We start from the raw sequence: 19,964 nt of genomic DNA, 5'->3' as shown, positions 1-19,964 counted from the left end.
GTTCAGCCGCCCCCGGAAGCAGCACCCGGCTTCCCGACCGTATGCCGACCGATCAAGGAGTGAAGACGATGCGACGGTACGTACTGTGGCGCCTCGGTCAGGCGCTGGGCGTGCTGTGGGCGGCCTACACCCTGACGTTCTTCCTGCTCGCCCTCCTGCCCGGCGATCCGGTCTCCGCGATGGCGGGGGCCGGGCTCAACTCCGGGCCCGTCGACCCTCGGCGCCTGGACGAGCTGCGCACGCAGTACGGCTTCGACCGGCCGGTCCTCGTGCAGTACGTGACCTATCTGGGGCAGGCGCTGCGCGGGGACTTCGGTGACTCCGTCACCACCGGCCGCCCGGTCACCGAAACCATCGCCGACGCACTGCCGCAGACCCTGCAACTCGCCGCGGTGGCACTGCCCCTGGCCGTGGCGAGCGGTACCGCCCTGGCCATGGCGGCGGCCTGGACGCGCCGGCCCCGGATGCGGCAACTGCTGCTGTCGCTGCCCTCCCTCGGCATCTGCCTCCCCGCGTTCTGGGTCGGCCTCATGCTCGTCCAGTTCCTGTCCTTCCGCATCCACCTCTTCCCGGCCTTCGGCAACAGCGGCCCGGCGGGGCTCGTGCTCCCCGCGGTGACGCTGGCGATGCCCGCAGCCGTCCTAGTGGCGCAGGTCCTCGCCAAGAGCCTCCTCACGGCCCTGGACGAGCCGTACGTCCACACCGCGCGGGCCAAGGGTGCGGGCAGGGAGCGTGTCCTGCTCCATCACGTCCTCCGCAACGCCTCGCTGCCCGCGCTCACCGTCGTGGGCATCCTGGCGGGGCAGCTGACGGCGAACGCGGTCGTCATCGAGAACGTCTTCTCCCGCAACGGTCTCGGACGCGTCACCACCGACGCCGTCACCGTGCAGGACATCCCCGTCGTCCAAGGCGTCGTGGTCTTCGGAGCACTCGTCTTCGTGCTCCTCAACCTCCTCGTCGACCTCGTCTACCCGCTGCTCGACCCCCGCATCGTCACCTCCGGACGAAGGAGCCCCGCGTGAGCGAGATGCTCACCACCGAGCCGTCGGCCGGACCCCGGCACCGGCCGGCACCGGTCCCGCTGCCCGAAGCCCCCCGGGCCGGCCACCGCCTGCTGCGGTTCATGCTCCGCCGGCCCGGACTTGTCCTCGCCGTCCTCGTCGTCCTCCTCGCCGTGCTCGCCGCGCTCCGGCCCAGCCTGCTCACCGACCGCGACCCTCTGCGCGGCGTGCCCGCGGAGATCCTCAGGCCCCCGAGTTCCCAGCACTGGTTCGGCACGGACGAACTCGGCCGCGACCTCTACGCGCGCGTGGTGCACGGTGCGGCGCTCTCACTCGAAGCCACCCTGATCGCCGTGGCCGTCGCCTTCCTCGCCGGCGGAGGCCTCGGCCTCGTCGCGGGGTTCGTCGGCGGCTGGGTCGAGACCGCACTGATGAGACTGGTGGATGTGCTGCTCGCCGTCCCCGGCCTCTTCCTCTCACTGGCGGTCGTCGCGGCACTCGGACGCGGCACGCTCAACGTCGCGTTCGCCGTCGGCCTCGCCGGAGTCGCCGGATTCGCCCGTGTCGTACGGGCCGAGGTGCTGCGCATACGGCACGCTCCCTTCGTCGAAGCGGCCCGTCTGTCCGGCGCCCGGCCACTGTCCGTACTGGTACGGCACGTGCTGCCGAATGCCGCGGGCCCAGCGGTCGTGCTGGCCGTCCTGGACCTCGGAACGGCGGTCCTCGCCGTCTCCTCACTGGGTTTCCTCGGCTACGGCGCACCGCCCCCCGCGCCTGAATGGGGAACTCTCATCGCCGACGGACGGAACTACCTGGCCGGCGCCTGGTGGATGTCCACCCTCGCCGGCCTGTCCGTCGCCGTGATCGTCCTGGCCACCCACCGCATCTCACGTGCCCTCGACGGCGAATGGGGCGGAGAACGATGACCGCGACGCGCAGCATCCCTGACGGCACCCCTCCGGCCGGCCCTCCGGCGCCGGCCCTGCTCTCGGTCCGGGACCTGAGGGTCGCCTACCGCACCCGTGGCGGCGTCGTGAACGCCGTACGCGGAGTCGATCTCGACATCGCCCCGGGTGAGATCCTGGCGCTGGTGGGCGAATCGGGTTCCGGCAAGAGCACCACGGCCCACGCTCTCATCGGCCTTCTGCCGCAAGGCGGCCGGATCGACGCCGGGCGGATCAGGTTCGGTGGACATCACCTGTCCGCCGGGAGCGAGAGCGAGTTCCGGGCGCTGCGCGGCGCCCGCATCGGGCTCGTGCCACAGGACCCGGCCGTCTCGCTGAACCCGGTCCAGCGCATCGGCACCCAGGTGGCCGAGGTGCTGCGCATCCACCACCGGGCCTCCCGGCGCGACGCGAACGAGGCCGCGCTCGAACTCCTCGCCCGGGCCGGTCTGCCCGGGCCGCGGGCCCTCGCCGCACGCCGTCCCCACGAGCTGTCCGGCGGCATGCGGCAGCGTGTCCTCATCGCCGTCGCCATGGCGGGCGAACCTGAGCTGATCATCGCTGACGAACCCACCAGCGCCCTTGACGTCACCGTGCAGCAGGCCATTCTGGACCACCTGCAGGCACTCGCCCGCGACGCCGGTACGGCACTCCTGCTCGTCACCCACGACCTCGGGATCGCCGCGGACCGGGCGGACCGCATCGCCGTCATGTCGCAGGGCCGCATCGTGGAGTCCGCGCCGACCGCGCAGCTCCTGTCCCGCCCCGGTGACCCCTACACCCGCCGGTTGCTCGGCGACACTCCGCGCCTCGACGCCGTTCCCGTGGGGCTCGCCCCGCCCCCGCCGCCGGTGCCGGGCCGCCGGCCCCTGCTGGAGGCGGAACACCTCACGAAGGACTTCCCGCTGCCCCGTTCCGCCCACGGCCCCCGGACGATCAGGGCGGTCGACGACCTGAACTTCACCCTGCACCGGGGGGAGACCGTCGCCCTCGTCGGCGAATCGGGCTCTGGGAAGTCGACCACGGCCCGGCTGCTCCTGCGTCTCACCTCCCCGACCGCCGGGCGGATCCACATCCACGGTGAGGACGTCACCGAAGCGCGGGGGCGCCGGCTACGGGCCCTGCGCCGCCGGGCCCAGTTGGTCTACCAGAACCCGTACGCCTCCCTGGATCCGCGCCTGACCGTCCACGACGTCGTGGCCGAACCCCTGCGTTCCTTCCGGGTGGGTGACCGCGCGGACCGGTCGGCGCAGGTCCGGGCCCTGCTCCAGCAGGTCGCACTGCCCGGATCCGTCCTCGCACGCCGTCCGGCCGAACTCTCCGGCGGGCAGCGGCAGCGTGTCGCCATCGCCCGCGCACTGGCCCTCGCCCCCGAACTCGTCGTCTGCGACGAACCCGTCTCGGCCCTGGACGTCTCCGTGCAGGCCCAGATCCTCGAACTCCTCGCCGAACTGCAGAGGGAGACCGGTGTGGCCTACCTGTTCGTCACCCATGACCTGGCCGTCGTACGGCAGATCGCCCACCGGGTCCTCGTGATGGAGGCCGGACGCCTCGTGGAGGCCGCCCCGGCGGACGAGCTGTTCGGCGCTCCCGGCCACGCCTACACCCGCCGGCTGCTGGCCGCCGTTCCGGGCCGCACGTGGGACCGGTGAGCCGAGGACCCGCGCGGCTCCTCGTGGCCGAGGGCCCGCGCGGCGGAGGCCGGTCACCGGCGGTGGATCTCCGGCGCCACACCTTCCCGACGACGACGGTCGGGTCCGGCGCGGCAGCACTGGCGGCACACGCCGAGGCGGACCTTATCCTGATCGACAGGCAGCTCCCGGACATGGACGGCCTCGAGGTGTGCCGGCGCATCCGCACGACCTCGCGCGTCCCGGTCATCGTCGTCTCCGGCGGCGCCACCGAGATCGACCGGGTACTCGCGCTGGACGCCGGCACCGATCACCTTCTCGACAGGCCGTACCACTTCCAGGAACTCCTGGCCCGGATCGAGGCGCTGACGCGGCGCTCCGTAGCCGGACGGGACCCAGGCTCCCGGCCGGCGTCCGCGCCGGTGACGCTGGGTCCGCTCCGCATCGACACCGACGCCCGCGAGGTGAGGCTGGACGGAACGCCGGTTCCGCTCACCCGCAAGGAGTTCGACGTCCTTTACCACCTGGCCCGGCGCCCCGGAACCGTGATCAGCCGGCGCCGCCTCCTGCGGGAGATCTGGCACGCCCCGCAACCGGGAGGGGCCGGCTCACCGACCGGGCGCACCCTCGACACCCACATCAGCTCCCTGCGCGGCAAGCTGGGGAATACCGACGTGATCCGTACCGTGCGCGGCGTCGGATTCATGGCCGGCCCGCCCCTCGCGCGCCGCACCCCCGTCGACGGCCCCCTGCGTGCGCCCCTGACCGCTCCGCCGGCCTCCGCCCGGCCTCACGCTTCGGCCCGCGTCCTGGTCGTCGCCGCGGACAGCACCACCCTGGACGCCCTCACCACCGCGTTGCGGCACCACGGCCACCGTGCCGACGGCTGCCCCGACGCGAGCGAGGTGCCGACGAGACAGCACGCGTACGATCTGCTCCTGATCGCCTCCGGGCTGCCCGGCATCGACGCCCTGAACCTCTGCCAGGCGGTACGGACGGTCACCGACACCCCGATCGTCGTACTCACCGGACCCGGCGAGACGCTCGATCAGATCCTCTTCCTGCGGGCCGGATGCGACGACAGTTTCGAGCGTCCGCAGGGCACCCGAGAACTGACGGCCCGCGTCGAGGCCGTGCTGCGGCGGACCAGGACCACGCACAAGGCGGCGGGGCCGCTCCTGCGCGGTGCGCTGCGCATGGACCCGGCCGACCGTGACGTCCGTTTCGACGGCCGCCCGCTCCGGCTGACACGCAAGGAGTTCGACCTGCTGTACCGGCTCGCGGCGCAGCCCCGTACCGTGCACACCCGGTCCGGGCTGATCGCGGAGATCTGGGGCGAGCGGGCCGGTCGGAGTACGGGCCGCACGCTCGACACCCATGTGAGTTCACTGCGCGGCAAGCTGGGCCCGGCCGGCGTCATCGTGACCGTACGGGGGGTCGGCTTCCGCCTCGGGGACCTCTGAGCGGCCCGTCGCGGCCGGCCCTCACGCCGTGCCTGCCCCGTGTGGTGCGGACGCTTGGCCGGGCCGTGTGCCGAAAGCCGACCAGGAGCGCAGGACGACGTCGGGCGCCGCCGGGGAGCGCACCGCGACCGCCGCGGCGTACCCCGCACTCACCGGAATGTCCACGACATGCCAGCCCGCCGGCCCGGCACCGCGGTTGCGAGCGCCCACGTAGTCCAGCCGGGGGCTGCGCGCCAGCCCGGTGCCCAGCCCTTTCAGGTACGCCTCCTTCCGTGCCCACTGCTGCGCGAACGCCGCCGCGAGCCCTTCGCGCGGCAGTGCGGCCAGCTCCGCCCGTTCCCGGGGGTGGAGGAAGCCGAGACAGGCGTCCACCGTGCCGGGCCCCGGTATCCGCTGCACATCGACGCCGACCGGCTGCGCCGCGACGGCGACGAGGATCAGTCCGTGGCTGTGCGACAGCGAGTAACGCGGCGCGCCGGACACACCGTGCACCACGGGAGCGCCGCCCGACGCGGCCCCGTCGGTGCCGTGGGCGGGCGGGCCGAGTCGCAGGAGGCGGGCGGAGACCCCGGAGTACGCCGACAGCAGGTGCCGTAGGGCGAGGTGGGCGTTGACGTACTGGACCCGGTCCCTCACACGGACGAACGCGGCGGCCCGGCCGCGCTCCCGGTCGTCCAGCACCGAGGGGTACAGGGGATCCGGGCCCCTGGTGAGATCGGGGTCGCCCGGGACGGCCCACACATCCGTACGGCCGTTCCGCACGTGGCGCAGCGTGCCGCTCACGAGGAGACACCGTCCCTGGGAGTGTGTTCGGACGATGACGAGGGCGGACGGTCGTGACGGGCCACGGGTAGTTTCCCCTCCGGCGCGGTGCCCGCCGCTTCCTCCTCCGCGGCGAGTCCCCCTCCGGCGAGCCGACGGCCGAATCGCTCCCCGGGGATCGCCGCTCCCGCGGCCGCGAGGGAGACGAGACCGCCCACGACGAAGCCGGTACGGACCCCGGACTGCTCACTGATCCAGGCGATCAACAGAGCCCCCAGAGGCGCCGATCCCTGGAGGATGAGGGTGTACAGGGCCATCACCCGCCCTCGGAAACCTGGATCGCTGCCCAGCTGGACGCGATGGTTCGCCGCCTGCGCGAAGTACGTCGTGGTGAATCCGGTGACGAAGAGCAGGAATACGACCGACGGGAGGGTCGGCGCCCATCCCACCGCTGCCTCCGACACGCCGAACAGCGCCGCGGAGGTGACGACGAGCCGTGCGGAGGGCCGTCTTCTGCGGAGTGTCCCGGACAATGCGGCCAGCAGAGATCCCACGGCGAAGGCCGCGGTCACCAGTCCGAACGTGGTGGCGTCCGCATGGAACACGGTCCTCGCCAGGAGAGGCAGCGTCAGCTGGAAGTTCATCCCGAAGACGGCCACCACGGCGACGAGTGACAGCGTGACCACGAGGTCACGGCGGCCGGCCAGGTACCGGAGGCCGTCCCCGACACCCGACCGGTCCGTCCGGCGCGCCCGGTGGAGTTCGGCGGGGCGCATGAGCCGCAGGGCCACCACGGTGGCCACGTAGCTCAGGCCGTTGGCCAGCATCACCCAGCCGGCCCCCCACTGGCTGATGAGCAGCCCGGCCAGCGCGGGGCCCGCGACACGCGCCACGTTGAAGTACGCGGCGCTCAGAGCCGACGCGTTGGGGAGGAGAGCGGGGCCGACGAGCTCACTGACGAACGACATCCGGGCCGGCACCTCGACCGCGTTCACCAGCCCGAGCGCGAAGGCGAAGCAGTAGACGTACCAGAGCTCCACCACCTCCGTGAGGACGAGCGATGCCAGGACCAGTGCCAGGACACCCGACGCCCCGTTGGCGAGCATCAGCAGGGTCCGCTTGTCGTATCGGTCGGCGAGTCGTCCGCCGTAGAGGGTGAACAGGAGGACGGGGGTGAACTGGAGGACGGTGACGACACCCAGCGCGGTGCCCGAGTCGCCGGTCATCTCCAGCACGAGCCAGTCCTGGGCGACCACCATCATCCAGGTCCCCGCCACCGAGACGAGCTGACCGCTCGCGAACAGCCGAAAGTTGCGGGTGCGCAGGGACGCGAGGACACGTGTTCCGGTCGAGGTCATCACGCGCGGGTGGCAGCCGGTCCGCGCCCGCGTTCCACCGCCCTCTCCCGGTCGCCGAGAACCTCGTCGAGGAAGGCGAGCACCCGCAGGTGGTACGGGCGGGCCGCCCAGCCGAGGCTGATGTTGTGCCCCGCGTTCGGCAGCCGTTCCAGCACCACGCGGGGTGCCGCGGTCAGCAGGCCGGCGAGCTCCGCCAGGTCGGCGTCCGCGTGCCGCCACCACGCCTCGTGCTGCGCGAAGGTCAGCCTGACGGGGACGCTGATGCGCGGCAGGAGGGAGCTGGACCGACGCGTCCAGTGTGCCGCGCCTTCCGTTTCGCGGGACGGAACAGGTGCCACGACGCCTCTGCTGGCCTGGAACACACCGGGCGGATAGAGGTGGGACGGACCCCAGTTGAGCAGCCTCTGCCGGGTTCCGGGCAGCTGTCGGAGCTCGTTCGCGACGTCCGAGTGACGGTGTCCGCATCCGGAGACGTCGAGGCCGATCAGTGGCCACGGTGCGGGGTCCGCGGCGAGGGAGAGCGCCAGCTTGCCGCCGAAGGAGTGCCCCAGGAGCAGGACTCCCGCTCCGCTCTCGGCGGAACAGGTGAAGGACGTGATGGCGGACCGTACGCATTCCACCTGTTCCCTGAGCGGCTGGCCATCAGGCAGGGCGGCTGCTGAGCGCCCGTATCCGGGTCGGTCCAGAGCGAGGACGGTGACACCGAGGCGGGGGGCGAGTGCGAGCAGGGACAGGTCGGGGTGGCTCTGCCCGTCGAAGTAGCGCGCTGTCATCCCCGCACCGTGCAGGGCGACGACGACGGCTCGGGGCGGGCTCGTCGCGGGTTCGGCGAGCAGCCCGGACAGCACGGTGCCACCACCGTCGAGGCTGACTCGCCGCACACCGGGAGATGTGGATCCGGCTGCCCACCGGTCCCGGGCGTCGTCGGAAGACGTCTTACGCACGGCGCATCCCTTCTACGCGGTGGGGTGCCGCTTGCACGTCCGCCGGACAAGCTTCCGACGGGGGCCGGTGGTCGCGCAAGGCAGCCCGGGCCCGGGGGCCGTGGACTTGTTCAGCGCTCGTACAACTCTGTGCGGTCCATGTCAGGCAATGTCAGAGCAGCGTCATGCGCCACCGGAGCGCTCGGTCAGTTCTCCGGGTCCTCGATGAGCTGCTCCGTCCAGATGGTCTTGCCGGAGGCGGTGTAGCGGCTGCCCCAGCGGTGGGTGAGCTGGGCGACGAGGAACAGCCCGCGGCCACCCTCGTCGGTGAGGCGGGCTCTGCGCAGATGCGGCTGAGTCTGGCTGGTGTCGGACACCTCGCAGATCAGCCGTTGGTCCTTGATGAGGCGTAGCAGCACCGGACCACCGGCGTAGCGCATGGCGTTCGTGACCCTCATCGGGCGGGACGCGTTCGTCGCCCCACGCCTCGGAGCGTCCGGGGATGTGGACGGGCGACCCCTCCCGTAAGGGCCCTCCCGCTCCGCCCCCCCGTTATCTTTTTCGCGGTCCTGCAAGAGGACCGCTGGCCTCCGGGCCCGGCATGACTGTTGCCCCCTGTCGAAGAGATGACCTGGGGGGGGTGTCACCGGGTCCGAGGGGTGCCGTCGGAGACGCTGATCAGAAATCTGACCACCGCCCGGCCGGGCGCAATGCCCGGCCGCTTGCGGGCGGCAGGTCTGCATAACGTGGATGCGCGAGAACGGCACCCGAGTGCGGGGTCGGCACGCGTCGACGCATGTGGGGGCACGATGGTCGAGATCGGCGGGATAGGCGTCTTCCTGGGCCTGGACGTCGGCAAGCAGACGCATCACGGACACGGTCTGACTCCGGCCGGGAAGAAGGTCTTCGACAAGCCGCTGCCCAACAGCGAACCGAAGCTGCGGGCGGTCTTCGACAAGCTGCGGGACAAGTTCGGCACGGTCCTGGTGGTCGTGGACCAGCCCGCCTCCATGGGCGCCCTCCCGCCGACCGTCGCCAGGGATGCCGGCTGCCAGGTCGCCTACCTGCCCGGACTCGCCATGCGCAGGATCGCCGACCTCTACCCGGGCGAGGCCAAGACCGACGCGAAGGACGCGGCCGTCATCGCGGATGCCGCCCGCACCATGCCCCACACCCTGCGCACCCTCGACCTGACCGACGAAGTCACCGCGGAACTGACCATGCTGGTCGGCTTCGACCAGGACCTCGCCGGGGAGGCCAACCGCACCTCCAACCGCATCCGCGGCCTGCTCACCCAGTTCCACCCCAGCCTCGAACGAGTCCTCGGCCCGCGCCTGGACCACCAGGCCGTCACCTGGCTCCTCGAGCGCTACGGATCCCCGCAGGCTCTGCGGAAGGCCGGCCGCCGCAGGCTCGTCGAGGTCGTCCGTCCGAGGGCCCCGCGCATGGCCGAGCGGCTGGTCGACGACATCTTCGCCGCACTGGACGAGCAGACCGTCGTCGTCCCGGGCACCAACACCCTGGACGTGATCGTGCCGTCGCTGGCGAAGTCCCTGGCCGCCGTCCACGAACAACGCCGCGCCCTGGAGGCCCGGATCGAGGCCCTGCTGGAGGCCCACCCTCTTTCCGAGGTCCTGACGTCGATGCCCGGCATCGGCGTCAGGACCGCCGCAGTCCTCCTGACCACGGTCGGCGACGGCAGCTCGTTCCCCAGCGCCGCCCACCTGGCCTCCTACGCGGGCCTCGCCCCGGCGACCCGGCAGTCCGGCACGTCGATCCACGGAGAACACGCCCCCAGAGGCGGGAACCGGCAGCTGAAGCGGGCGATGTTCCTCTCCGCGTTCGCTGCCCTGCACGATCCCGCCTCCCGGACCTACTACGACCGCTGCCGAGCCCGCGGCAAAACCCACACGCAAGCCCTCCTCCGCCTCGCCCGCCACCGCATCAGCGTCCTGTTCGCCATGCTCCGCGACGGAACCTTCTACGAACCACGACCAGCCACCACGGGCTGATCCGCAGCGTCCTCGCCGCACACAGGACAGTCCCGCTCGTCGACCGAGCCCGTCACGACCGGATGACCACAGAAGTCGCACGGACGCATGCCCTCGCCCTCCGATTCCCGAACAGGCACGTCATCACTCATGACCGCCACACTGCCACGCCAGCACCTTGACCAAAGACATAGAGGCACCCCCCCACCCGCTCGATGAGGGAGCCACTTCGTGACCTACCCTCGTACCGCCCCGACATCGTGGTCACGCACGACGCCCTGGGTCAGCTGACCGGTCACCCGGACCACCGCCGCACCCACCAGGCCGCTCTCCTCGCCGCTCAGGACGCGGGCCTCGCGCACCTTCACCCTGAAGCAGGGGAGCCCTGGCAACCGCGCGCCGTGTACTGCGCCACGCACCCCAAGTCCGGCGTCGGCGAACTCGGGCCGCTTCTGGAGGCCGTCGGCAAAGCCGTGCTCGCGGTGCCGGACGCGTACGCCACCACCACCGTCGACGTCACCCCTTGGCTGGCACAGAAGTGGGCGGCGGTCCTCGCGCACCGCGGGGAGGTCGCCCGCGAACGGCCACTGCCCGGCATCCTCGCCCGCCTGCCCGAGGAGACCCGACGCGCCATCATCGCGACCGAATTCTTCACCCGGCTCGCGACCGGACCCCGTCCCGGCACTCCCCATCGGCTCACTGCCTGACAGCGGCCAACAACTTCGCTGAGTCCGGGCCCATCCGGCCCTTTCCCGATCGGAGAGCCATGACCACCACATCCGTTCCCGGCGAGCTGCCCGGCACTCGAATGAGCGACAAGGCATACGGCGCTCTGCGTACCTCGGCCGCGGTGTGGGCAGGGACGTCCGTGCTGATCACCAACCGGCACGGGCAGGTCCTGGTCCAGCACGTCGACTACCGCGACACGTGCCTCCTGCCAGGCGGCGCCATCGACAAGGGCGAATCCCCCGCCCACTCAGCCGCCCGTGAGCTCATGGAGGAAATCGGGGTCACCGCCCCCGTCGACCAGTGCCTGGCCGTCGACTGGGTCTCCCCCGGGAGTGTCAGCGTGCCTTCCGGCATGCGGTTTCCCGGCGAGATCCTGCACGTTTTCGACGGCGGTACCTGGGACGACGACCGGATCGGCGAAATCCGTCTGCCCCCGAGCGAGATCACCGCGATCGACTTCGTCGAGCCCGCACAACTTCCCGATCTGCTCTCCCCGCCCGACGCCCGACGCGCCCTGTCCGCGCTGCGGGCCCGGATCAACTCCGCCGGCACGACACTCCTGGAGAACGGCCAACCCATTGCCCCCGGCGTTTTGGACCGCCTCGGCGTTCTGCGAACCGCCCGCCCGTCCTACCGCCACCCCTGGCACCCCGGACCGGCCCCGCACAACCTCACCGTCACCCAGGTGTGGGGCTGGCTGTTCGCGCCTGACGTTATGCAAGCAGAATGCGTGTCCTTGCGTCTCGTGTTTCAAGCCGGGCACGTGACGACCTATGCGGAACACCGGCTGGGAATCGCGGCAGGTCGGCCTACCTGAACAGTGACCGTGCCAAGGCCGTTCTGCACACCGTCCCCACGGCGGATGCCTACACCAGCCGTGACGAGTTCCTCAGGTTCCAGCTCCACAAGACGCTGCCCAGCCTCAACAACGCGCCTCAACTGGGTCTCGTCAGCGACGGGCTCTACTTCTTCCCGCTGAGCGACTGAACCGCTGCATCACGCGCTCATCCCTGACCGCCTGCGGTGCCGGCTCCTGCTGAGCCGGCACCGCAGGCGGAGCCGGGCGCCGCGCGCTCGACTCCACCTGCTCACAGCCCTGCCGTCAGGGGACGATGACGTGGAAGGGCTGGTCACTGGCCGTGGTGTTGGCGCCGGCCAGGACCTGGAAGGTGTGGCAGTCGCGGACGTGTCTGTGGTGGTCACGAAGATCTCGCCGCCGGGTTCCTCGACTCGCTCGGCAACCCGGCACGGTCCGTGTTCTGTCAGGCCCTGTCGTCGTCCTCGTCCAGCTCCGGTGTGTTCGGGTCGCGCAGCGGCCGTAGGACACCGGCGGCCGGGACGCTAGCGGTGAAGCTGTAGCGGCCGAGCAGGTTCAGGTTGCGGTGCTTGAGCGAAGAGAGCCCGGCGATGTCCTCATCGCGGATCTCGTGGGCCCCCGTCGCCCGGCTCCGCGCCGAAAGCCAGGAGATCCGCGACGAGGACGTGGCGCGGCTCTCCCCGCTCAAGCACAAGAATCTGAATGTCCTGGGCCGCTACAGCTTCACCGCCACCCAGCCGGGCAACGGCCTGCGCCCGCTGCGCGATCCGGAAGCCGTTGATCTCGACGACGATGACAATGGCCAGGACGAGTGAGCCCGGTACGAGGGGTGGCTTCGGCATCATGTGGGCCATGGACGACGTCGAGCTCACCGAGGACGAGATCAACGACCTGCTCAGCGGCGATGACCAGGGGCCGGGCGAGGCGAGGAGGACGGCTACGAGTGGACGTGCTGCATCGGTGCCCCGAGCGCCCGCCCGATTATGCGGAACGGCTGTCCTTCGCGCCAGCGTCTCCAGATCTCGTCCTGCTGAGCTGGCGAAAACCCGTCGTCACGCACCTGTGCTTCCACGATCACGTGATCATACGTGGGTGGTGTGTTGATTACTTGGGGGTGCCATCGTTTGCCGACAGGTGCTTCGTGGTGCGGGTCGATGCGGGCCGGACTTCTGTGCGGCTCTTGGCTGTCGTGGGCACCGCCGGGCTTGGGCAGCAGGCCACAGGGGAAGTCTCTGTCCTGCGGGCCGTCGACTGAAGTGGAGCCCTGTGGCGTAAGCAACCGCTGTCCGGGAGCCGGGGAACATCAGGGGTGGAGTTGATGCACGGTGGAACAACGCATGTCGGTTGCGACGCACTGGGGCAGTTTTATCGCGGTGGTCAATTCCGGTCGGCTGGTGCGTATTGAGCCGAGGAGCGATGACCCCGCGCCGTCGCCGATCGGCCCCGGGATGGTGACAGCCGCCGACGACAGCGCCCGCGTGTTGCGCCCCGCGGTGCGCAAGGGCTGGCTGAACGGCCTGCCGCGCGCCCATGACACGGCCAGGGGCACGGACGCCTTCGTGGAGGTGAGCTGGGACGACGCGCTCACGCTGGTGAGCGAGGAGCTCCGTCGGGTGCGTTCACAGCACGGGGACAGCACGGTGTTCGGCGGATCGTACGGCTGGGCGAGTGCGGGCGCGTTCCACAACGCGCAGGGTCAGCTCCACCGGTTCCTGGCGTTGGGCGGGGGATACACCGACTCCCGCAACACGTACAGCACCGCGGCTTTGGAGGTCATCCTTCCGCACGTGATCGGCGGGGCTCCGTGGAGCTACCAGTCCCGGATGCCGATGTGGGACGAGATCGCCGAAAACTGTGAGTTGGTGGTGGCGTTCGGGGGGCTGGCCCTGAAGAACAGCCAGATCAACCCTGGTGGGCTGGCCCGGCACCGGACGCAGGACCTGCAGCGAAAGTGCCGTGCGGCCGGGGTGCGGTTCGTGAACGTCAGCCCCATCCGCAGTGACACCGCCGGCTTCCTCGATGCCGAGTGGCTGCCCGTCATCCCCAACACCGACACCGCGGCGATGCTCGGCATCGCCCACACGATGCTGGTCAACGGGTGGCACGACGAGGACTTCCTGCGCCGGTGCTGCGTCGGGTTCGACCGCTTCGCCTCCTACTTGACCGGCGAGCTCGACGGTATCGCCAAGGACGCTGCCTGGGCGACGGAGATCACGGGCATCAGCCACGACACGATCACCGACCTCGCGCGCCGCCTGTCCACGCAACGTTCCCTCATCATGGTCAACTACGCGATACAGCGGGCGGACCACGGCGAACAGCCGATCTGGATGTCTGTCGTGCTGGCCGCCATGACAGGCTCGATGGGACGGCCCGGCTGCGGCTGGGGCGCGGGCTACGCGACGATGGACGCGACCGGCGTCGCCCCCGGCCGCCCCTCCTTGGCGTCAATTCCCCGGGTGTCCAACCCCGTTCCGGATTTCATCCCTGTCGCACGGATCGCCGACACTCTGCTGCACCCGGGCAAGACCATCGACTACGACGGCCGGCGCCTGACCTTGCCCGAGCTTCGCCTGGTCTACTGGTGCGGAGGCAACCCTTTCCACCACCACCAGGACCTCCACCGCCTCACCCGTGCCTGGCAGCGTCCGGACACGGTGGTGGTCCATGAAGCCTGGTGGAATACCACGGCGAAGTTCGCCGACATCGTGCTTCCCGTCGCGACCAGTCTGGAGCGTGACGACTTCACCGCCGGGTTCTCCGACCCCCACCTCGTCGCGATGCCGAAGGTCCGCGAGCCGGCCGGCGAGGCTCGCACCGACCACCAGATCTTCGCCGCCCTCGCTGCCAGACTCGGCTATGAGCGCGAGTTCACCCAGGCGCGCTCCGAGAGCGAATGGGTCCGGCACCTCTACGAACAGACAAGGGCCAACCTCGGCGACGACGCGGTCCTGCCGGACTTCGACGACTTCTGGCAACACGCCTGGGGTGTCGAAATGCCGGCCCTGAGTGGGCCGTTTCCCGGCAGCTTCGAGGCACTGCGTTCCGATCCGCAGCGTTTCCCCCTGACGACGCCGTCGGGCCGGATTGAGATCTTCTCCGAGGCGATCGACTCATTCGGCTACGACGACTGCACCGGACATCCGACGTGGTTCGAACCCGTGGAGTGGCTTCGCGCCGACCTGGCTGACCGCTTTCCGCTGCACCTGATCTCGAATCAGCCTGCCTCTCGCCTGCACAGCCAGTACGACAACGGTGGCCACAGCCTCAAGTCAAAGATCCACGGCCGCGAGCCCGTGACGATCAACCCGCAAGATGCGGCGTTCCGCGGTATCGAGGACGGCGTGATCGTGCGCGTTTTCAACGACCGAGGCAGCTGTCTGGCGGGCGCGATCCTGTCGGAGGCCGTTATGCCCGGCGTCATTCAGCTGTCCACCGGAGCGTGGTGGGACCCGGCCCGGCCGGGTCGGAGTGGAACCCTGGACCGGCACGGCAACCCGAACACTCTCACCGGGGACCGCGGGTGCTCGCGCCTGTCCCAGGGCCCCAGTGCGCACAGTGCCCTCGTCGACGTCGAGGTCTACGACGGGCCGGTCGAGGAGCTCCTCGCCTTCACACCACCACACCTCGAACACTGAAACGAAGCCATCGCAACGACGGGAGTGTTTGCCCTGTTCACTCTCGCCAGGCGCGCGGTCGCCAGGTCCGGGCCGGCGCCGGGCCTCCACTCAGGCGTTTGCATGGCCGTGACTGCATGAATACGGTGCGCAGTCATGACTGCACTTCAAGAAATCAAGTACGGCCAGTGGTTCAGGGGCGCCGATGTCGACGGCGACGGGTTCATTACCCAGCACGATGTCCGCAAGATGAGCGAGCGCTACATCAGCGCCCGCGACACCACCCCTGATGCCGAGACCGCCCGCCGACTCACCGAGGGGATGGACCAGTTCTGGTCGAACGTCATCGCCCCGATGGATCAGGACGGTGACGGGAAGGTCGACGTGCGGGAGATGACCGAAGGCTTCAAGAGTGTCCTGATCGACCGCGCGCTCTACCCGCAGCAGATTGGGCCGGTCACCAACTGCTTCTTCGACCTCGTCGACCTCAATGGGGACGGCAAGATCGACCAGGCCGAGTTCCAGCAGATGTTCGACTCGGTCGCCGCCGTCCCCGGCGAGGACTGCGCCGCCGTTTTCGCCGCCCTGGACCGCGACGGCTCCGGCGGACTGGACCGTGACGAGTTCCACCACGCACTCGAAGAGTTCTTCTACGGCAACGACCCCGAGGCGCCCGCCAACCACATTTTCGGCAAGGTCACTACCTGACAGCCCTCGGATGCGCCCTGGGACCCGCCCTCACACCAGTCTCTGTCACCCTGGTCGGCGGCCGTGTGGCGGGGTGGGGGCGCGTAGCGCCTAGGAGCGTCGAGTGCGGTGGGGTTGGCAGCGCCTGTGGTGGCTGTGGGTGCGCGTTGATCAGGGTGATCACGGCCGGGGACACCTTGCCCTCCAGCCGCTTCGTGACCTCGTCCGCTGCCGTCTCCTCGTCCAGGTCCTCCAGCGCCCGGTCGGGTCTTAGCGGTCATGGCCGCTGCCTTCGTGAGCGCGTCCTGGGCCGGGCCGACCTCGGCGATGTGCTTGAGCACCGTGCGGTAGTTCCCGATCAGCCTTCACCACGCGTGCGAAAGGTGACAGTGCGGACCTTCGCCGCGAGCGTGTCCAGCGTGGTGAGGCCCGGCAGCTCCAGCCCGGCCTCGATCACCTTCTCCAGCGCGCTGTTGATCAGGTCCGCCAGACGGTTCATAGAGACGGCCTCGCTCCGCATCACCGCCTCAGCGATCTTCCGGGCCTTCGCCTTGCCGTAGATCAAGCCCGTGCGCTGGCGTACGGCGGTCCGCTGCCGTTCCGCCGTACGGTTCACGGCCCTTGGCACCGTGCCCTCCGGTAGGTCCACGAGGTCAACCACGGTCTCAGGGATCTCCTCCAACTCTGCGAAGCACCCCATGCGCTGGTACGACTTCAGCGCTAGTCTTCTGAGTCAGGAATTCTGTTCAGATAGTTGGCGAGGCGTTCGAGGATCTCGTCCGCGGTCTTGGTCCAGACGTAGGGCTTGGGGGCGGTGTTCCACGCGGCGATCCAGGTACGAATGTCCTTCTCGAGGGCCTGGACGCTCTTGTGGACGCCTCGCCGTATCTGCTTGTTGGTCAGCTCGGCGAACCACCGCTCGACCAGGTTGAGCCAGGACGAGCCGGTGGGCGTGAAGTGCAGGTGGAAGCGGGGGTGAGTCAGCAGCCAGGTCTTGATGGCCGGTGTCTTGTGGGTGGCGTAGTTGTCCAGCACCAGGTGGACGTCCAGGCCCGCCGGTATCTCCTGGTCGAGTTTGATCAGGAACTTCTTGAACTCCTCGGCCCGGTGCCGGCGGTGCAGGGAGCCGATCACCTTCCCCGTGGCGACCTCCAGGGCGGCGAACAGGGTGGTGGTGCCGGCACGCACGTAGTCGTGGGTGATCCGCTGCGGGACCCCGGGCATCATCGGCAGCACTGGCTGGGACCGGTCCAGGGCCTGGATCTGCGACTTCTCGTCGACACAGAACACCAGAGCGCGTTCGGGCGGGTCCAGATAGAGGCCGACGACGTCGTGGACCTTGTCGATGAAGTACGGGTCCGTGGACAGCTTGAACGTCTCGGTGCGGTGCGGCTGCAGGCCGAAAGCCCGCCAGATCCGCGACACGGTCGACTGCGACAGGCCCATCTCCGTGGCCATGGCCCGCGTCGACCAGTGCGTGGCGTTCTTCGGCGTCGACTCCAGCGTCCGCTTCACCACCGCCGCGACCTGCCCGTCGGTGACCGTCCTCGGGCTGCCCGGACGCGGCATGTCACCCAGTCCGGCGATCCGGTGCTCGACGAACCGCTTCCGCCAGCGGCCCACCGCATGCGGTGTCGAACCGAGTTGGGCGGCCACGTCCTTGTTCGACGCGCCGGTCGCGCAGGCCAGAATGATCCGGCACCGCAAGGCCCACGCCTGCGGAGTGGAGCGGCGCCGCACCCATCCCTCCAGCGCAGCCCGCTCCTCATCCGACAGGACCAACTCGGCCTTCGGCCGCCCAGTGCGTGCCACCAGGCAACCCTACACATCTGAACAGAATTCCTGACTCAGAAGACTAGGTGGGGGAGGCGGCCCGGACGGAACACCGAGCCGGGGCGCAGTGAGACATCGGGAACGTAACGGCGGCCGGTGCGGCTGACAAGCGGGTCGCGGCCTCCTTCGACCAGAAACGAATTGCTTGCGCGGCACCTCCGCCCGTCACCACCCTGGCGTCCACGTGCCCCAGCGTCACCAGGCCGTCCAGCCACCCCCGGCCGTGCCCGAAGGAGCCCTCATCCTCATGCCTCCGCTCCGTCCCACCCGCCTGCTGCCGCCACCCGGCACCACCGGTCGGGGGCACCTGCTCCGCGTGGTCCGTCGCGGGCTGCGGCGTCCTCCGCGCCGTGACCAGCCGTGGCCGGCCGTGGTCCTCATGTGCGCCGGGCTGCTGATGGCCGTGTGCACCGGTCCCGCAGGCGCAGCGCCTTCCCCCGCCTCCGCAGCCGCCACCGTGGCCGCCCCGGACGCCGCCCGCGCGGTGTGGCTTCCGCACGCCTCGGCCCCGGCGCCGGGCGTCGTAGCGGTACCCGGCACCGACAGGAGGGGGGTCGGCACCCTCATGGGCATTCCCGAAGGCGTCACGGCGGGGGTCGCCGTGTTCGACCGGGTGACCGGTGACTTCACCGAACTCCACGAGGCGGACCGGCCGTTCCGCGCCGCGTCGGTGGTCAAGCTGCTGCTCGCCCTGGACTACCTGTGGGACCGGGGACCGGTGTACGACGTGCCGCAGGCGGACCGGGACCGGCTGCGGGCGATGCTGAGCAGGAGCGACGACGCTGCGGCGAGCCACTACTGGGCGACGGGTGGCGGCAGCGCCGTCATCACCCGAATGGTGCCCCGTCTGGGCCTCACGGGCACGGTCCCGCCGCCCACGGCCTACCCCGGTCACTGGGGCTACACGGCGACCACCGCTGCGGACACCGTCCGGGTCTACCGCCATCTGCTCGACGAAGCGCCGCCGCCGGTCCGGGACCTGGTCCTGGGCGCTCTGCGCCAGTACACGCGCTGCGCCGCCGACGGCTTCGACCAGCACTTCGGCCTCCCTTCCGCCTTCGAGGCACCGGGGACGGTCAAGCAGGGCTGGTCGGGCTTCACCTCCGGGGGGTGTGGGGCCGGCGAGAGCCCGGCAGGCGGGTCCAGCACCGCACCGGGCACGGTGACGGGCACCGCCGCACCCGCGAACGCCACCGCCCTGGATCTGACGTCCGACGCACTGCACACCACCGGCACCGTCGGCCCCGACGACCGGACCGTCGTCGCCGTCCTCACACTCCATCCGGACGGCACGCCCTACGGAACCGCCTACAGCAAGGTCACGGCGCTCACCGGTTCCCTGCACGTGCCCGGGTCCGTCAGCCCCTCCGGGACCCGGTTCGCGACCTGGGGCAGCGGCGTGCGTGTCCGTGCCGCCGCGACCACCTCCGCCACCGCGCTCACCACCCTGCCCGCGGGCGTGCACGTCCTGGTGGGATGCCAGAAGCAGGGCGGCACGGTATCCGTCCCGCCCTACGTCAACGACTGGTGGGCCTACCTGCCCCAGTACGGCGGATGGGTGACCAACATCTACATCAGCTCACCCGGCGACACCCTCCCAGGCGTACCCCCTTGCCCGTAGGGCTCGGCGCCCTCCCGGACGGGCGCACAGCACAGGCACACTCCGGCCGCTCCGAGCCGCTCACGGACTGGGGACTCGGCCCGCCCCACGAGCGCGCGACCGGTGAACCGGCGTGCCAGGTCCGGTAGTTGCCCGTCCCCTTGATGGCTCCCCGCGGCCCGGCCGGCGTCGCGTCCGGCCCCCGCGAGAGCGCCCGGCTCAGAGCCCGCAGTCTCTTGGCGCGCACGTCCAGGGCCAGGCGTCCGGCCCGGTACGCCGACATGTGCCGCACCGCACTGTGACACCGGACCACGTCCGTCCTCCTCCCACGGGCCGGCACCGGCGTGGGCCGCATCCTCCCCGCCCGGCCGGCGCGGCGCCGGCGGCCTCGTCGGCAGACGCCCACTGCGCGCCCCGTCCGCCGGCTCCCTCGCCAGGCTCTTTGTCCCGCCCCTAGAGAAAGTTGCCGCCCGGTGCGTCAAAGGGCTATCTGGCGGGGGCAAAAGCCATTACCTTCCTGATCTGAACCGGACAACAAGGACGGAGTGCCTTCCCTCCCCTCGTGGGCACCCGCCTCCCCGGCGCGACGGCGCGCGCCTGTGTTCCAC

General features: G+C 70.5%; 15 protein-coding genes and 3 pseudogenes. 11 read left to right on the top strand and 7 right to left on the bottom strand.

The features are described 5' to 3' along the window. Positions 1 to 68: 68 nt before the first annotated feature. The 4 genes from ABZY45_RS14180 to ABZY45_RS14165 are packed head-to-tail and all read left to right on the top strand — an operon-like array spanning position 69 to position 5,039. Positions 69 to 1,022: an ABC transporter permease gene (locus ABZY45_RS14180; RefSeq protein ID WP_356739606.1), complete on the top strand. Its 954-nt coding sequence runs from the start codon at positions 69 to 71 to the stop codon at positions 1,020 to 1,022. Beyond that, the gene (locus ABZY45_RS14175) at positions 1,019 to 1,927 is read left to right on the top strand and encodes an ABC transporter permease (protein WP_356739604.1); all 909 of its coding nucleotides are present in this window, start codon (positions 1,019 to 1,021) and stop codon (positions 1,925 to 1,927) included. The genes ABZY45_RS14180 and ABZY45_RS14175 overlap by 4 nt, the downstream gene beginning before the upstream one ends. Continuing rightward, complete coding sequence (locus tag ABZY45_RS14170) at positions 1,924 to 3,597, top strand: ABC transporter ATP-binding protein (protein ID WP_356739602.1); 1,674 nt, start codon at positions 1,924 to 1,926, stop codon at positions 3,595 to 3,597. Before ABZY45_RS14175 ends, ABZY45_RS14170 begins: the two co-directional genes overlap by 4 nt. Then, complete coding sequence (locus tag ABZY45_RS14165) at positions 3,594 to 5,039, top strand: response regulator transcription factor (protein ID WP_356739600.1); 1,446 nt, start codon at positions 3,594 to 3,596, stop codon at positions 5,037 to 5,039. The genes ABZY45_RS14170 and ABZY45_RS14165 overlap by 4 nt, the downstream gene beginning before the upstream one ends. A gap of 21 nt (positions 5,040 to 5,060) precedes the next feature. Here the strand turns inward: ABZY45_RS14165 and ABZY45_RS14160 are convergent, their stop codons facing one another. The 4 genes and pseudogenes from ABZY45_RS14160 to ABZY45_RS14145 form a co-directional block, all read right to left on the bottom strand. Next, a complete protein-coding gene (locus ABZY45_RS14160; RefSeq protein ID WP_356739598.1) occupies positions 5,061 to 5,822 on the bottom strand; it encodes a 4'-phosphopantetheinyl transferase superfamily protein in 762 nt (253 codons plus the stop codon). Further along, positions 5,819 to 7,159 carry an MFS transporter gene (locus tag ABZY45_RS14155; protein WP_356739596.1) on the bottom strand — a complete coding sequence of 447 codons (1,341 nt, stop codon included), beginning with the start codon at positions 7,157 to 7,159 and terminating at the stop codon, positions 5,819 to 5,821. Before ABZY45_RS14155 ends, ABZY45_RS14160 begins: the two co-directional genes overlap by 4 nt. After that, on the bottom strand, positions 7,159 to 8,103 hold the full coding sequence (locus ABZY45_RS14150) for an alpha/beta hydrolase (RefSeq protein ID WP_356739594.1): 945 nt from the start codon (positions 8,101 to 8,103) through the stop codon (positions 7,159 to 7,161). The genes ABZY45_RS14155 and ABZY45_RS14150 overlap by 1 nt, the downstream gene beginning before the upstream one ends. Before the next feature lie 185 nt (positions 8,104 to 8,288). Beyond that, positions 8,289 to 8,534: pseudogene (locus ABZY45_RS14145) on the bottom strand (ATP-binding protein); the annotation flags it as partial. A gap of 357 nt (positions 8,535 to 8,891) precedes the next feature. Between ABZY45_RS14145 and ABZY45_RS14140 the strand changes: the two are divergent. The 3 genes from ABZY45_RS14140 to ABZY45_RS14130 all read left to right on the top strand — a co-directional run bounded on the left by ABZY45_RS14140 (position 8,892) and on the right by ABZY45_RS14130 (position 11,619). After that, entirely contained in the window at positions 8,892 to 10,094 is a 1,203-nt protein-coding gene (locus tag ABZY45_RS14140; protein WP_356739592.1) for an IS110 family transposase, read from the top strand. A gap of 194 nt (positions 10,095 to 10,288) precedes the next feature. Then, positions 10,289 to 10,780 (top strand): hypothetical protein, encoded by a 492-nt coding sequence (locus ABZY45_RS14135; protein WP_356739590.1) that lies wholly within the window; start codon positions 10,289 to 10,291, stop codon positions 10,778 to 10,780. Positions 10,781 to 10,839: 59 nt separating this feature from the next. Further along, positions 10,840 to 11,619: an NUDIX hydrolase gene (locus tag ABZY45_RS14130; protein ID WP_356739588.1), complete on the top strand. Its 780-nt coding sequence runs from the start codon at positions 10,840 to 10,842 to the stop codon at positions 11,617 to 11,619. A gap of 445 nt (positions 11,620 to 12,064) precedes the next feature. Here the strand turns inward: ABZY45_RS14130 and ABZY45_RS14125 are convergent. Then, positions 12,065 to 12,256 (bottom strand): annotated as a pseudogene (locus ABZY45_RS14125) (hypothetical protein); the annotation flags it as partial. Here ABZY45_RS14125 and ABZY45_RS14120 point away from each other — a divergent pair. The 3 genes and pseudogenes from ABZY45_RS14120 to ABZY45_RS14110 form a co-directional block, all read left to right on the top strand. Next, positions 12,210 to 12,434, top strand: a pseudogene (locus ABZY45_RS14120) (hypothetical protein); the annotation flags it as partial. The pseudogenes ABZY45_RS14125 and ABZY45_RS14120 sit on opposite strands and share 47 nt — an antisense overlap. Positions 12,435 to 12,956: 522 nt before the next feature. Then, the gene (locus ABZY45_RS14115; protein WP_356739586.1) at positions 12,957 to 15,257 is read left to right on the top strand and encodes a molybdopterin-dependent oxidoreductase; all 2,301 of its coding nucleotides are present in this window, start codon (positions 12,957 to 12,959) and stop codon (positions 15,255 to 15,257) included. A gap of 135 nt (positions 15,258 to 15,392) precedes the next feature. Beyond that, positions 15,393 to 15,944 carry an EF-hand domain-containing protein gene (locus ABZY45_RS14110; protein WP_356739584.1) on the top strand — a complete coding sequence of 184 codons (552 nt, stop codon included), beginning with the start codon at positions 15,393 to 15,395 and terminating at the stop codon, positions 15,942 to 15,944. Positions 15,945 to 16,281: 337 nt separating this feature from the next. Here the strand turns inward: ABZY45_RS14110 and ABZY45_RS14105 are convergent, their stop codons facing one another. Both ABZY45_RS14105 and ABZY45_RS14100 read right to left on the bottom strand, forming a co-directional pair. After that, the gene (locus tag ABZY45_RS14105; RefSeq protein ID WP_356739695.1) at positions 16,282 to 16,641 is read right to left on the bottom strand and encodes a DUF4158 domain-containing protein; all 360 of its coding nucleotides are present in this window, start codon (positions 16,639 to 16,641) and stop codon (positions 16,282 to 16,284) included. Between the two features lie 2 nt (positions 16,642 to 16,643). After that, positions 16,644 to 17,735, bottom strand: a complete 1,092-nt coding sequence (locus tag ABZY45_RS14100; protein WP_356739582.1) for an IS630 family transposase — start codon at positions 17,733 to 17,735, stop codon at positions 16,644 to 16,646. A 268-nt stretch (positions 17,736 to 18,003) separates the two neighbouring features. On the opposite strand from ABZY45_RS14100, the gene ABZY45_RS14095 reads away from it, so the two are divergent. Then, positions 18,004 to 19,377 carry a hypothetical protein gene (locus ABZY45_RS14095; RefSeq protein ID WP_356739580.1) on the top strand — a complete coding sequence of 458 codons (1,374 nt, stop codon included), beginning with the start codon at positions 18,004 to 18,006 and terminating at the stop codon, positions 19,375 to 19,377. Positions 19,378 to 19,964 lie beyond the last annotated feature (587 nt).

It is taken from the genome of Streptomyces sp. NPDC006516 (assembly GCF_040611875.1).
Taxonomy (GTDB): domain Bacteria; phylum Actinomycetota; class Actinomycetes; order Streptomycetales; family Streptomycetaceae; genus Streptomyces.
This window is presented reverse-complemented; position numbering and strand designations above follow the sequence as displayed.